Origin of the sequence: Wolbachia endosymbiont (group A) of Trypoxylon clavicerum (genome assembly GCF_947251665.1) — a bacterium.
Classification (GTDB): domain Bacteria; phylum Pseudomonadota; class Alphaproteobacteria; order Rickettsiales; family Anaplasmataceae; genus Wolbachia; species Wolbachia pipientis.
Genome location: NZ_OX366374.1, coordinates 525,902 through 540,213 on the forward strand (window position 1 = coordinate 525,902; position 14,312 = coordinate 540,213).

Here is a 14,312-nt window from a genome sequence, read left to right on the forward strand (position 1 = left end):
TACTATAATATGAAAAAACACCCAAGAAACTTTCGTAATATAACAGGTTTAAGTATAGAGGAGTTCGAAAAAGTAGTAGAAAAAGTGAGGTCTGGATGGAAAAAACTTGAAAAACAGAAAAAGTGTCATGGTAGAAGATCAAAACTACCAACTCTGGAAGATAAGTTGTTTTGCGTAATTTTGTACTATCGCACTTACATAACACATAGATTTTTAGGATGCCTATTCAATGTGCACAACGCAAATGTATGTAGGTTACTTAAGAGAATAGAGCCATTACTCGCCAAAAAAGTGACTATAACAAAAGATAGAAGTATGACGCCAGAAAAAATACTGAAGATTTTGGCTGATGTTACAGAACAGCAAATACAGAGGCCAGAAGATAGTAAAAAACGGAAGAAATCATATTCAGGAAAAAAAAGAACCAACACTATGAAAACTGAGATTATTATCGAAGAAGGAGGAAGAATTTTATCAGTGTCAAAGTCATACCGTGGTAGAATTAGTGATTTTCGCATAAGGAAACAAGAAAAATATTTACCACTTGATAGCATAAAACATGCTGATTCTGGATATCAAGGTTGGCAAAAATTGCAAAGCAATGTTATAATTCCATATAAAAAGTATCGTAAAAAGCCATTAACTCCAGAGCAGAAAGAGCATAATAGAAGGTTAGCATCATTTAGAATGAGAGTAGAAAATAAGATCCGAGAGATAAAGATATTTAAGATTATGTCGAATGTTTATCGCAATTTTCAGAAAAAATATAACTTGAGGTTCAATATTATTGCTGGTATTGTAAATCTTAAGCACGCCTTTTAGTTAACCTTGATTTTATTCACCCTCCTTTCCTTTTTTTTATCGCTTGATTCGCAGCAGGTCTTTTGAATATTCTGGATACTGAACTCATAGCAAATGTTGTTGGACGAGAGGTAGAAGAAAAAAATTATAAAGCTATTTGCAAGCAGATGGGTGTAGATGAATATAAAGACCGTGGATGGATGTTTCAATTTAAATATAAGGATACAACTGGTAGTATATACCGCAAAGATCTTTCAGAAGAAGAAAAATTTCAAATTATACAACGTATCAAGAACTCTGGATTAGATGAATATGAAGACCGTGGATCGATGTTTCAATTTAAATATAAAGGTACACTTTATAAATATCACAAGAACCTTTCAGAAGAAGAAAAATTTAAAGCTATACAAAATGTCAAGAGTATTCATGAACTAGGCTCTGTGGACAAAATTTTAGAGAAGCCATACAAGAGCTCCAACAAAATTGAGAAAACCAATAAAAACCTCAGCAGTTTTATCAAATCTGGAAAAAATGCGCCTAAAATTTTTAATTTTACCAAAAAAACACTCAATCAAATGACGTTCTTTGTAGATATGCTCATCGTAATACCTTTGCACTTTTCGATTCCGTTTTGGCGGAATAACTACTGTACATCCCTTGTCTTCAAGACTTGTAACAAAGGCATTGCTATCGTAGCCCTTGTCAGCTACTACAGTAGAGTTATAGATACTTTCGGTCAACACTTGTGCCTGCGTAATTTCATTTCTTTGACCAGGAGTCAGAGTAAATTTAAGTGGATTTCCAAGTGCATCGACAAGCGCATGTATTTTAGTTGTAAAGCCACCTTTGCTCCTCCCTAAAGCTTCTTGATCCTTGGAGTTTTTTGTATATCCAGATGAACATGGATGGGCTCGGATGATCGTACCGTCGATTATAGCAACTTCTAAATCAGGCTCTTGTTTAGTATATTCAAGCAATTTTTTCCAGACATCTTTTTCACACCATCTTTTAAATCGCTTATGTATACTCCTGTAATTACCATAAGTTTTTGGTAAAAGTCTCCATTGGCAACCACTTCGCACTATGTACCACACTGCCTCTATGAATATTCTTAAACGTTTTTCATCTTTGCTGTGCATTCCTTTTACGCTTTTTATGAACTCTAAAATTTGTTTCCAATTTTCCTCTTTGATGTAATATTGCATATGGTAGTTTCTCCATTTTTTACCTATTAGGCTAAACTACCATCTTTTTCTCTCTTTTCATATTTTTTGTCCACAGAGCCTAGTAGATGAATATGAAGACCATGGATCAATGTTTAGTTTTAAATACAAAGGCACCACTTATAGAGCAGAACACAGAGATTATCTTTCAGCAGAAGAAGAAAAACTTCAATTTATTAAAGACATTAAGAACTCTCATGAATCGCTCGTTAGTGAATGTGATGGATTGGGAAACGAGAATACAACTTTAGTGATTTACATTGATGAAAATAAGGAGATAAGTCAAATGTATTTTCATAATCCCGACAAGAATATATCTAAATGGTTAGATAAGACACTCATAAGCAGAGGTAAACCTGAACAAGATGTGGATGACACAGCAGGAAAAGAACCTGAACCAGGATCAGCCGAAGAGGATACTCAGCAACCCAGTAGTTTCTTATCCAATATTTTTTCAACAATTAAATCTATTATTGATTCTATCTCATCACTCTTTTCATGGTTATTTGGGTCTAAAGAGGAAAAATCTGATGACAATCTTTCTTTGTTTAAGCTCGATGCTAATGAGTTAGATCACGATGTTAAGCCTGATGCCAATGAGTTAGGTCACGATGTTAGAGATCACTTATCAGACAATTATAACCATTACAACTCATCTGATGGGCTATAGCTAATTTACAGTATCTGTTCAGATGCATGGCTAATGTACAAATATTGAAACAAAAATTCCAGTGCCCCTTGATGTCATTCCAGTGCTTGACACTGGAATCCAGCTTTTGATCGAAAATGCTATATAGTACACAATCAAATTTTCTGGATCCCAGTGTCTGGGCACTGCCCTTTTGAATGGAAACCAGTGTCAGCTACTTGCATGACACCCATTTGTTCCTATAGTTGTCTTTTCTCGTCTACCTTATTTTGCCACTCCGCTGAACAGATACTGTTGAACAACTTCCCTTTTGGTCATATTGAACCAAATTTTTTTTTTCATACCACTTTAATTGCTGACAATAGCCTTGTTAGTTTTTGTCATAATGCGATCAAACACTCCCAATAACCTCTTTAATAGGTTTGGAGTTAGCGAAGAGATAAGATCAACAGATACGTTATTGTTTTTGTCATCACCACTTGCTTTATAGTCTATTGAAACGATTCCCCTACTTTTCCCGCCAGTAAGAAGTTTCCCAATTATAGGAATTTTTAACAAAGATTTATTAATTGAATATGCTGGTATTACCTGTCCTTCAACTTGGAATTTATAATTTCTAATGTCGAGCTTACCGCTAGTGCTAATGCCTAATTCCGCTCCTTCAAGCCAAGATTCTTCAATTTCGACAGAGCCGTCTTTGTATGAGAAAGGTGCATTACATTTATAAAAGTATACACCTTCATTTTTTATGGCATTTACAATGCCAGGCAATGAAGACATCGACAATAAAGTAGTAAGTAGTGGAGCATCTTTGATGTAGAAATTGCTAATGGATAACGTACCATAATGTTCTCCACTTTCTCTCTGAGGAGAGAGATAAAAAGACAATTTGCCGTTTTTAATTGATTTACTAATGCCTAAGGAACGCAAAAGCATACCTGAATTATCCGCATATATTTCGAGCCCTATTCCACTGTATTCTGCTAGTATGTTGCTGCTATCTTCCAGAAACTGCCCTGTAAATTGACTTCCATTGCAATTACCTTTAGTACAGGTTACATTCAGCTTAGCATTTTTGATAACGATGCCTTCTTTCATAATTACATTGTCAACATTCATACTAATCTCTATATCTTTATTTAATCCATTACTGTTTTTGCCAAGCAAGCCTAAAATATCACTTAAGTTAATTTCCTCACCATAAATAGTTATGGCATTTTTCTCCTTACCTGATTCAATTTCTATACTAAAATCATTATCAGGCAATTTAAAGCTACTAGAATTTAAATATAAATTTCCATTTTCTACTCTTCCGCTGAATTTTATATCTAGGTCATTTCCTACAATGTCTAATTTATCTACTAACAATTCACCTGCTCCTTTTAACCTTGTAGAAAACAAAATTTTATTGTGATCTTCAAAGCGATTTTTCCACCCTAAGTAGCTTGAATGTGATTCAAATTCTGATAAATCTATATCACCATTAACATACCCCGTCTTATCTTGATTTATCACTGACTCTAAATTTGCACTGACATAGCCACTATCAAAATTAAATATTTGAGCAGGTAAATCTCCGGTCAAATTCCAGGCGAAACTTTCATTCCTATTGCTACTTTTCAGGTCAAATAATAGCTGTGTGTTATTCACCATACCACTACCATTTAAATCTATAAAGTCACTGCCAAAACTAAGCTTAATATCATATTTACCAAGACTTGCATTATAGACGGCCAAATTGTCAATTTCGGAATGAAAATTGGCCGAAAAATCTACTTTTTTGTCATCAGCATTTAGATTAAAAATGCGAAAACTGAATACAGATTTTGCCATTCCACTTACTTTATCCCTTTCAACCTTCACCACATCATCCAGCTTAAATCTTATAGGCTCATATAAACCATATGCATCACTTACAGCTTGGCCATTAATGGTTAGAACTGAATTTTCCTTATTGAGAGATTTCATTTCAATATCACCACCATTAATAGTGAAATTCTGAAACTTAGCACTATTTACAGTAATTTCAAGATCGTTATTCTTGATGATCAAATCACCCTTTAATTCCTTTACTTGCTCAAAATCTTCATCAAATTTTACGCTACCGTTTTCTATATCAGCAACTACTACGATATCTGACAGATCGTTATTAAATAAATTTTTAATTTTGCCATTGAAACTTACAATTGTGTTTAAAACATTCCCATCAATATTATCACAATACCAGCTTTTTAATTTACTATTTACTACACCATCTGGTACATAAGTACATAAATCCTTTGCAGCAAACTTACTAATATTAATTCTAAGCAAAGCATGGCTTGTACTAAAGTTCATCTTGCCTATTAAAGAGAGATACGTGTCATTTAACTTAAAATGGAAGTTTTTTACACTAATAATTCCATCACTATATGTTAAATTTATATTTACATTAGTTAAGGCTAAATTTTTGTTCAAATAATTTTCTGTATTCAATACGTATATATTTCCATCTACAATTTCATCCTTTTTATTAATTTTCACTGAGAAGCTTCCTTTGAATCCTACATTTTTGTCCAAATTGTAGCTTTTAACTAATGTAGAAAACTCGCTCAATAGTCCCAATTTTAGATCATAAAATGTCCCGTACACATTTAACAAATTGTTGCGATTTTTTATCGTAATTGATAAATCATCCAAAAATCCCTTTCCATCTTTTGTATTCACATGAATATCTAAAACATTAAAATCTTCCCCCTTCCCTATATACAATTTATCAATAAAAAATTCATCTTCCGTGCCTTTATTAATAGCGATGTTAGTAAATTCAATTTTTGAATCCGCATTTAAGTCAAAAAAAAATTCCCTTATTGTTTTTAATAGATTTTTTGCACTACTTTCTGTCATCTTGAAATTCTTCCCTGTCATCCCAGTATCTTTTTTTCCTGTCATCCCAGCACTCGTCCTTGTCATCCAAGTAGCTTGACTACTTGTTTCTTTTTTTCTAGATTCCAGCGTCACGCGCTGGAATGACACCGAAGGAAGGCGGTTATTACTTAAATAATGATTATCCAAAAGGTCTAATGAGTTTTGCGGATTAACATTAGTTTCTTCTCTCTTGATACATACATGCACATTATCAGCTGAAACCTGAGAGAGATTTGTGCTAGCTTTAAATAAGGAACTTAACTTAAAATGTACAAAAAGCTCAGGAACTTTTATAGTAAAATTAGGGTTTGCTATTGCCAAATCTGTAATGACTAAATACGGATCTTTGCCATCTTTCTGCCAAACAACTGAGGTATTCTCCATATTAACGCTTGAGCCAACAAATATTTTTGATATTTTATGTTTAACATAGAAATTAATATAATTAATATTGATTCCTAAAGGCTTAAAAAAAATAAAGAAGCACAATATGAATAATAAAGCTACGGAAAATAATATAGTAATTTTTTTAAGCATCGATTATTGCTTTTCTTGCTAAACTATCAGCCTCCTCATTATACTTATCGCCACTGTGTGCTTTAACCCACTTCCAATCAATTTCGTGTTGTGAAGCAACGTTGTCTAGCTCTTTCCACAATTCCATATTTTTTACTGATTTTTTATTGCTTGTTTTCCAGCCATTCATTTTCCACTTATTTATCCACTCTGTTATACCATGTTTAACATAGAGACTATCCGTATATAAATTAATATTACAAGAAAATTTTAACGCTTTCAGTCCATTGATTACTGCTGTTAACTCCATTTTATTATTTGTGGTATTTTCTTCTCTACCATAAATGTCTTTTCTATAATCTTGAAATAATATGATAGCTGCCCATCCTCCCGCTCCAGGATTACCAGAACACGCCCCATCCGTATATATTGTCACTTCCTTTTTGCTCATCTTTCACTGTAATGAATTAATAAAGTATATAGTTGCTTCTATGAAAGCACAATTTCTAAAGGTAGTTTAAGCTGCACCTTTAAATTTTATTATAGAAACAAAAAAAAGTGTGACAACGAGCATTACCAAAAGGAAAAGTAAAAAATAGTTTTTATACTTCTGCCGTTCTTTCATAACTAAAATAAATCAATAGAACAAAAAATAATACTGGCAAATAGGGAAAATAGATAAGAAATTGAATAAGAAAACATTTGTTTCTGTGAGTTGTGGTTCTTGAACTTCATAACAGATACAGCGTACCAAATAAAGATGCAACCTACAAAAATTGCCATGCTTAGATAAAGTAAAGCCTTTTTCAAGAATAGAGCTGGAAGCAAGCTAGTTAGCACCAGCAAGACACTATAAATTAATATATATTTTCTTGTTTTTTCCGGACCATAAACAATATTGAACATTGGAATCGATGCCTTTGCATAGTCTTCAGACTTATTTAAAGATAGGGCCCAAAAGTGTGGCGGAGTCCACATAAAAATTACTAAAAATAAAATGAAACTTTCCCAACTGACAGAATTAGTTACAGCTGCCCAGCCAATCATTGGAGGAAAAGCACCTGCTGCACCACCGATAACGATATTCTGCGGAGTACGCCTTTTTAGCCAAATTGTATATACGAAAACGTAAAATAATATGCTAACTGCAAGCAAAGCAGCAGAAATATAATTTACTGCTATTGCCATGATAAATACTGACAATATTCCAAGAGTTATACCAAATTCAAGCGCGCTTTCTGCAGAAACTCTACCTGAAGGTATAGGGCGGTTTTTTGTCCTTTCCATGAGCAGATCTATGTCTTTGTCATACCACATATTTATAGCACCTGCAGATCCTGAGCCAAGAGCAACACATATAAGAGATATTAGTGCTAGAAAAGGGTGTATACTACCTGGTGCAGTAACCATACCAGCAACTGCAGTAAATACCACAAGATACATTATCCTTGGCTTCAGCAAACGCCAAAAATCCAGTATTGTTGATTCAACATTGAGCAAAACACTTGTATGCATTCTATTTTATCACTGGTGGTTTTTCGAAAGTATGAAAAGGCGGTGGTGAAGATACCGTCCATTCCAAGGTGTCACCTTCCCAAGGATTATCTCCAGCTTTTTTGCCCCATTTGAAGAGATGTATAACTATAAACACAAAAAACATAACTGAAACAAAGGACATATACGAACCAATTGAGGATATATAATTCCAAGAGATAAACGCATCAGGATAATCAGGTATACGCCTTGGCATACCAGCTAATCCTAAAAAATGTTGAGGTAAAAAAGTGATATTGGTGCTAATAAAAGTAAGCCAAAAGTGGATTTGACCTAAGCGCTCATTATATTGTTTACCCGACATTTTACCAATCCAATAATAAAAGCCAGCAAAAGCTCCAAATAATGCAGCAAGTGACATGACATAATGGAAGTGAGCAACAACATAATAGGTGTCGTGCAGGAGCTTATCTATTCCACCATGAGAAAGAATTATTCCCGTTATGCCACCGCCAACAAACATGAAAATAAAACCCAACGCAAATAGCATAGGGGTTTTAAACTCAATTGCTCCGCCCCACATAGTTGCAATCCAACTAAAGACTTTTATACCGGTTATAACACCGATAAAAATTGTGGTAGTGCTAAAAAATGCAGCAGCGTCAGCACTAAGCCCAACAGTGAACATATGATGAGCCCAAACCATAAAGCCAAATACTGCTATACCTATCATTGCATAAACCATCCCTATGTAACCAAATACAGGTCTGTGAGAAAAAGTTGATACAACCTGACTTATGATGCCAAATGCAGGAAAAATAATTACGTAAACTTCTGGATGACCAAAAAACCAAAATAGATGTTGAAATAACACAGGATCGCCACCACCGGCAGGATCAAAAAAGGAAGTACCAATATTGCGATCAGTAAGAAGCATAGTTATAGCACCGGCAAGCACTGGTAAGGCGACAATCAGCATAAATGCTGTTAGCAAGACAGACCAAACAAATAGTGGCATCTTAGTTAATGACATGCCTTTTGCGCGCATGTTAAATATAGTAACTATAAAGTTGATCGCCCCAACAATTGACGACATACCAGCAACATGAAGTGCAAGTATAGCAAGGTCAACTCCTGCACTTGGATGGGACATTACCTGTGATAAAGGTGGATATAAAGTCCAACCCGTACCTGCACCTTCGCCAGCAAATGCTGAGAGAATGAGCAAAATAAAAGATGACACTAATAACCAAAAACTTAAATTATTCATACGAGGAAATGCCATATCGGGTGCACCGATCATAAGAGGCACAAACCAGTTACCAAATCCTCCCATGAGGGCTGGCATTATCATAAAAAACACCATTATCAACGCATGCCCTGTAACCATTACGTTATATAATTGATAGTTATTGTTAAGTATATTAATGTGCATTAGCTGAGTGCGAATAATCACCGATAATAATCCACCAATAATTCCAGCTAATATGGAAAAAATAATGTACAGTGTCCCTATGTCTTTATGATTAGTGGAAAACAACCAACGCTTTATGCCCTTTGGTACGTCACTCATATCTATACTCCAAATTTAACTCACTAATTTTCTATTTTCAATCCACTTATTAAAATCTTCTTTGCTTACTGCTTCAACAACAATTGGCATAAATCCATGGCCTTGACCACACAATTCGTAGCACTGCCCGTAATAAACACCAGGCTTTTTGATATTAAACCACGCCTCATTCAGCCTTCCTGGTATTGCATCAATTTTTACACCGAAAGCTGGTACTCCCCAGCTGTGTATCACATCTCCTGCTGTAACTTGTAAACGAACGTTAGCATTAACGGGTAAAACGATGTTGTTATCAACAGAGAATAGCTTTAAATCTCCTTCGATAAAGTCTTCTTTTCCCTTAATATAACTATCAAATGACACACCTTGATATTCTGGATATTGGTAGCTCCAATACCATTGATGGCCAATAACTTTTAGTGTTATATCAGCTTTCGGTATTTCTTCCTGTAGCTTCAGTAATTTAGCGTTTTCAAAGGCTAATATTCCAACAATGATAGTTGGTATAACAAACCAAATAATTTCTAAAGGAACACTATGGGTAGTTTTACTTATGTTTGTTACTTTGCTTTTACGAAAGCGAAACGCTATATAAGCAAGCAGCGCCCACACAAAGAGCATTATTGCAACCATCACAAGCATCACAAACGAATGTGACCTAACTACAGCCTCCATTACTTCAGTTGCAGGAGCAGGAAATCCAAATTGCCAGGAAGTAGGAGCAGAGGCAACAGATATATTTGAGTAAAATATTATCAATAGTGCAAATAACTTCACCATATCTTTTGTTTGTTTGCTATAAAACTAAGTGATATACTGTATAATAGTATATATAAACTTACTATGCAAATAGAGATTAGTGATGGTTAATAATTTTTTAGCATTCAACAAGTATAATAGTACAATACTAATTTGAGGAAAAAAGCATTTACATAAATCTATTGTAAGTAAAAATATTATAATATTTTAAATTAAGTATTTACTTTAAGTAAATTCTATAATAAGTTTAATAGTGTCTGTTACTGCTAATAACCCTCTAGCCTCACACCTAAAAGCAGTAACAGACACTATTAAACTTTATGATAAGTTTATGATTTGCAAGATCAAAATCTTGCAAGTGTCTTTATTTCATTATACATTGCAGTTTGTTAATTAACTTTTAATGCCTATGGTAGCATTTATAGCTTGGACCAAAGGTTTATGCATTATAGAAAATAATTATAAAAAAGCACACTATTTGTATACCATACAAACTTTTTTCATTCTGCATAGCTGAGTTACTAGATTCTGTAAACGAAATCTTTAGAGAAGCCAAATGGGCAAAGTTTCATGAAGGTCTTTGGCATCTCTTAGGCTCTGTGGACAAAAAATATGAAAAGAGAGAAAAAGATGGTAGTTTAGCCTAATAGGTAAAAAATGGAGAAACTACCATATGCAATATTACATCAAAGAGGAAAATTGGAAACAAATTTTAGAGTTCATAAAAAGCGTAAAAGGAATGCACAGCAAAGATGAAAAACGTTTAAGAATATTCATAGAGGCAGTGTGGTACATAGTGCGAAGTGGTTGCCAATGGAGACTTTTACCAAAAACTTATGGTAATTACAGGAGTATACATAAGCGATTTAAAAGATGGTGTGAAAGAGATGTCTGGAAAAAATTGCTTGAATATACTAAACAAGAGCCTGATTTAGAAGTTGCTATAATCGACGGTACGATCATCCGAGCCCATCCATGTTCATCTGGATATACAAAAAACTCCAAGGATCAAGAAGCTTTAGGGAGGAGCAAAGGTGGCTTTACAACTAAAATACATGCACTTGTCGATGCACTTGGAAATCCACTTAAATTTACTCTGACTCCTGGTCAAAGAAATGAAATTACGCAGGCACAAGTGTTGACCGAAAGTATCTATAACTCTACTGTAGTAGCTGACAAGGGCTACGATAGCAATGCCTTTGTTACAAGTCTTGAAGACAAGGGATGTACAGTAGTTATTCCGCCAAAACGGAATCGAAAAGTGCAAAGGTATTACGATGAGCATATCTACAAAGAATGTCATTTGATTGAGTGTTTTTTTGGTAAAATTAAAAATTTTAGGCGCATTTTTTCCAGATTTGATAAAACTGCTGAGGTTTTTATTGGTTTTCTCAATTTTGTTGGAGCTCTTGTATGGCTTCTCTAAAATTTTGTCCACAGAGCCTAGTCTTTTACTATCTCTGTCAAGTATTGGCATTTTTTGATGTCTTGTAACGCTTTATAAGCGCGTTCAGCTTATTTAGATAAAAATCTAGATGTAGATGAAGTTTTGTAAAGACATACAGTATCTATATACTGCAAAAAATTGAACATAAGACGCCGATACATTAAGTAATCCTTACCTTTTAATCTGCAGATTGGCGAAAGCAAATACAATAGCTTCACTATCATGATAAGGGCGCTGGCGAAGGGTGTCAAGTAGGTTTTTCGTTTCTATTGAATGACACTGGGAGGTAGTGCAAGAAGCCTATTGTCTAATTATGTACCTAAATTTTATTACGGCACTTTCACTACTACTTTAACGAGTGAGCTACCTTTCTATAAAAGACCTATCGACTGTTGCAATTATAGGCGTAAACAAGAATGATAAAAGAGTACGGGATTGAGTAACTATGTACACTTCTGCTGGCATACCAGGGTATAGGTATACGTTTTTAAACTGAGCAAGCTCTGGTTTTGGTATCACTACACGTACTGAATAATAACGCCCTAGCCTTGGATCATCAAGGGCATCGGGAGAAATATTGCTTACTATACCATTAATTAAACTTAAACGACGTGCACTGTAAGCACTTAAACGAACTTTAACCTTTAGCCCTTCTAGCCCATCAATAGAGACTATATTGCTATCTTTCTTTTGTGCTGACAGTATCTCTTCTATGTTTCTGGTCTGAATTTTAGCATCTATTATTAGGTCATCATCCGATGGCACTACGCTCATGATCGGAACTCCAGATTGTATAACACCACCTTCAGTATGGTATCTTATATCTGTGACTATCCCATCTTGAGGCGATTTAATTATTGTACGTGCTAATGAATCTTCAGCAACCATCAGTCTCTCTTTCAAGTCTGCAATAGACGTACTAACTTCCTTAAGTTCAGCGTTTGCTCTTTCTTGAGAATCATTTCTCACGTTTATAATTTCTAATTCGTTCTCTCCAATTTTTTGCTGCACTTGAGATATTGCAGAACGGTAATGTCCAACTCTGCCTTCAATTTCAGCAAACTGCTTTTCTAAAGCTAAAATGTGTGGTTTGCTTATATGGCCACTATCAAGTAATTGTCTTTTTGTTTCCAACTCCTCAGTTATCAAGTCATATTGCTTATGAGCTGCATTTAGTTGAAAGTTTAGCCCCGCTAATTCATCATTTAACTGCTTTATACGTTGTTGCAGTATGTCTGTTTTTCCCAATATGCTCTTTCTCTGAGAGTTGAACAACTTTACTTGATTCTTTATCGCTTTATTTACAAGTTCATCGTGAGATAATTTTTTAACCTCATCAGGAAACTCGAGCGTGTCCAAATCTACTCTGATTGCAAGAAGCCTTGCTTCTGTTGCTAAAAATGATAAGAGCTTCTCTTTGATGATACTTAAATTCGCCTTCTCGTTAACATCACTCAACAAAACTAGAGGCTCATCTTTTTTAACTGCTTGACCCTCTTTTACTAAAATTTTGCTTATTATTCCTCCGCCCAAGTGTTGAACTATTTTTCTATTTGAAGATACAATAACTTCTCCACTTGCATGCACCGCACCGTCAATTGGAGCTATAGCCGACCAAATACCACCTATCCCAAAAAAGATGAGTATTACTACCAGACCAAAAAATAGTGGTCCCCATGTTACTTTCAGGACTTCATTTACGTTATTACTTTCGCGTTTTAAAATAAAATTTATCATCGCATCAATCAATGCGAACGTCTTATCTAAAAACTTTGGGTACTTCTTCTTTTTATTTTTTGCTCCTTGCATATTTATATTATCACTATGGCCAATCAGGCCTGTCAAAGAAAATCCAGTGCTAAGCTTTTTCAACTTACTTATCATAATACTACTGTGAATTTGTGTTAACTCAAGATAACACACAAAAACAAAGAATCTATAATTTAAGCATTCCATTTAGACTGTAGAGCACCAGAATAAACTATTTAGTAACAATTCCTGCATCAACTATAGACCTGCTGCAAAAGGTGATTGAAAAAATGATGTGAGAGGGGTAGAAGAAGAATAAGCAGATCAAGTAAGGAAAAAAAATGAGCTTTAGTTACTATAATATGAAAAAACACCCAAGAAACTTTCGTAATATAACAGGTTTAAGTATAGAGGAGTTCGAAAAAGTAGTAGAAAAAGTGAGGTCTGGATGGAAAAAACTTGAAAAACAGAAAAAGTGTCATGGTAGAAGATCAAAACTACCAACTCTGGAAGATAAGTTGTTTTGCGTAATTTTGTACTATCGCACTTACATAACACATAGATTTTTAGGATGCCTATTCAATGTGCACAACGCAAATGTATGTAGGTTACTTAAGAGAATAGAGCCATTACTCGCCAAAAAAGTGACTATAACAAAAGATAGAAGTATGACGCCAGAAAAAATACTGAAGATTTTGGCTGATGTTACAGAACAGCAAATACAGAGGCCAGAAGATAGTAAAAAACGGAAGAAATCATATTCAGGAAAAAAAAGAACCAACACTATGAAAACTGAGATTATTATCGAAGAAGGAGGAAGAATTTTATCAGTGTCAAAGTCTTACCGTGGTAGAATTAGTGATTTTCGCATAAGGAAACAAGAAAAATATTTACCACTTGATAGCATAAAACATGCTGATTCTGGATATCAAGGTTGGCAAAAATTGCAAAGCAATGTTATAATTCCATATAAAAAGTATCGTAAAAAGCCATTAACTCCAGAGCAGAAAGAGCATAATAGAAGGTTAGCATCATTTAGAATGAGAGTAGAAAATAAGATCCGAGAGATAAAGATATTTAAGATTATGTCGAATGTTTATCGCAATTTTCAGAAAAAATATAACTTGAGGTTCAATATTATTGCTGGTATTGTAAATCTTAAGCACGCCTTTTAGTTAACCTTGATTTTATTCA

At 34.3% G+C, this 14,312-nt stretch carries 11 protein-coding genes; 4 read left to right on the forward strand and 7 right to left on the reverse strand.

Going from position 1 to position 14,312, the window contains the following annotated elements:
* The first annotated feature begins 9 nt into the window (after window positions 1-9).
* On the forward strand, window positions 10-822 hold the full coding sequence (locus OPR60_RS02630; protein WP_265040287.1) for a transposase: 813 nt from the start codon (window positions 10-12) through the stop codon (window positions 820-822).
* 431 nt (window positions 823-1,253) lie between these two features.
* Here OPR60_RS02630 and OPR60_RS02635 read toward each other — a convergent pair whose 3' ends face one another.
* The gene (locus tag OPR60_RS02635; RefSeq protein ID WP_265039965.1) at window positions 1,254-2,006 is read right to left on the reverse strand and encodes an IS5 family transposase; all 753 of its coding nucleotides are present in this window, start codon (window positions 2,004-2,006) and stop codon (window positions 1,254-1,256) included.
* Window positions 2,007-2,115: 109 nt separating this feature from the next.
* Here OPR60_RS02635 and OPR60_RS02640 point away from each other — a divergent pair, with 109 nt between their 5' ends.
* A complete protein-coding gene (locus OPR60_RS02640; protein WP_265039967.1) occupies window positions 2,116-2,694 on the forward strand; it encodes a hypothetical protein in 579 nt (192 codons plus the stop codon).
* A 327-nt stretch (window positions 2,695-3,021) separates the two neighbouring features.
* Here OPR60_RS02640 and OPR60_RS02650 read toward each other — a convergent pair whose 3' ends face one another.
* The 5 genes from OPR60_RS02650 to coxB all read right to left on the reverse strand — a co-directional run bounded on the left by OPR60_RS02650 (window position 3,022) and on the right by coxB (window position 9,943).
* Window positions 3,022-6,117, reverse strand: coding sequence for a DUF3971 domain-containing protein (locus tag OPR60_RS02650; RefSeq protein WP_265039971.1), 3,096 nt, complete (start codon window positions 6,115-6,117; stop codon window positions 3,022-3,024).
* Window positions 6,110-6,547, reverse strand: a complete 438-nt coding sequence (gene rnhA / locus OPR60_RS02655) for a ribonuclease HI (RefSeq protein ID WP_065094991.1) — start codon at window positions 6,545-6,547, stop codon at window positions 6,110-6,112. The genes OPR60_RS02650 and rnhA overlap by 8 nt, the downstream gene beginning before the upstream one ends.
* Window positions 6,548-6,723: 176 nt before the next feature.
* Window positions 6,724-7,611 carry a heme o synthase gene (locus OPR60_RS02660; RefSeq protein ID WP_265039973.1) on the reverse strand — a complete coding sequence of 296 codons (888 nt, stop codon included), beginning with the start codon at window positions 7,609-7,611 and terminating at the stop codon, window positions 6,724-6,726.
* 1 nt (window position 7,612) lies between these two features.
* Window positions 7,613-9,163 carry a cytochrome c oxidase subunit I gene (ctaD, locus tag OPR60_RS02665; RefSeq protein WP_265039974.1) on the reverse strand — a complete coding sequence of 517 codons (1,551 nt, stop codon included), beginning with the start codon at window positions 9,161-9,163 and terminating at the stop codon, window positions 7,613-7,615.
* Between the two features lie 15 nt (window positions 9,164-9,178).
* A complete protein-coding gene (gene coxB, locus OPR60_RS02670) occupies window positions 9,179-9,943 on the reverse strand; it encodes a cytochrome c oxidase subunit II (RefSeq protein WP_065094994.1) in 765 nt (254 codons plus the stop codon).
* A 652-nt stretch (window positions 9,944-10,595) separates the two neighbouring features.
* On the opposite strand from coxB, the gene OPR60_RS02675 reads away from it, so the two are divergent.
* Window positions 10,596-11,348, forward strand: coding sequence for an IS5 family transposase (locus OPR60_RS02675; RefSeq protein WP_265039975.1), 753 nt, complete (start codon window positions 10,596-10,598; stop codon window positions 11,346-11,348).
* 384 nt (window positions 11,349-11,732) lie between these two features.
* Here the strand turns inward: OPR60_RS02675 and OPR60_RS02680 are convergent, their stop codons facing one another.
* A complete protein-coding gene (locus OPR60_RS02680) occupies window positions 11,733-13,253 on the reverse strand; it encodes an HlyD family type I secretion periplasmic adaptor subunit (protein WP_174525401.1) in 1,521 nt (506 codons plus the stop codon).
* Window positions 13,254-13,480: 227 nt separating this feature from the next.
* Between OPR60_RS02680 and OPR60_RS02685 the strand changes: the two genes are divergently transcribed.
* Window positions 13,481-14,293 carry a transposase gene (locus OPR60_RS02685; RefSeq protein ID WP_265040287.1) on the forward strand — a complete coding sequence of 271 codons (813 nt, stop codon included), beginning with the start codon at window positions 13,481-13,483 and terminating at the stop codon, window positions 14,291-14,293.
* Window positions 14,294-14,312: the final 19 nt, after the last annotated feature.

Bases quoted from the DNA above. Each gene is read 5' to 3' on its own strand.
- OPR60_RS02630 (WP_265040287.1), top strand. From the start codon at position 10: ATGAAAAAACACCCAAGAAACTTTCGTAATATAACAGGTTTAAGTATA.
- OPR60_RS02685 (WP_265040287.1), top strand. From the start codon at position 13,481: ATGAAAAAACACCCAAGAAACTTTCGTAATATAACAGGTTTAAGTATA.
- OPR60_RS02635 (WP_265039965.1), bottom strand. From the start codon at position 2,006: ATGCAATATTACATCAAAGAGGAAAATTGGAAACAAATTTTAGAGTTC.
- OPR60_RS02650 (WP_265039971.1), bottom strand. From the start codon at position 6,117: ATGCTTAAAAAAATTACTATATTATTTTCCGTAGCTTTATTATTCATA.
- OPR60_RS02640 (WP_265039967.1), top strand. From the start codon at position 2,116: ATGTTTAGTTTTAAATACAAAGGCACCACTTATAGAGCAGAACACAGA.
- OPR60_RS02660 (WP_265039973.1), bottom strand. From the start codon at position 7,611: ATGCATACAAGTGTTTTGCTCAATGTTGAATCAACAATACTGGATTTT.
- rnhA (WP_065094991.1), bottom strand. From the start codon at position 6,547: ATGAGCAAAAAGGAAGTGACAATATATACGGATGGGGCGTGTTCTGGT.
- OPR60_RS02675 (WP_265039975.1), top strand. From the start codon at position 10,596: ATGCAATATTACATCAAAGAGGAAAATTGGAAACAAATTTTAGAGTTC.
- OPR60_RS02680 (WP_174525401.1), bottom strand. From the start codon at position 13,253: ATGATAAGTAAGTTGAAAAAGCTTAGCACTGGATTTTCTTTGACAGGC.
- coxB (WP_065094994.1), bottom strand. From the start codon at position 9,943: ATGGTGAAGTTATTTGCACTATTGATAATATTTTACTCAAATATATCT.
- ctaD (WP_265039974.1), bottom strand. From the start codon at position 9,163: ATGAGTGACGTACCAAAGGGCATAAAGCGTTGGTTGTTTTCCACTAAT.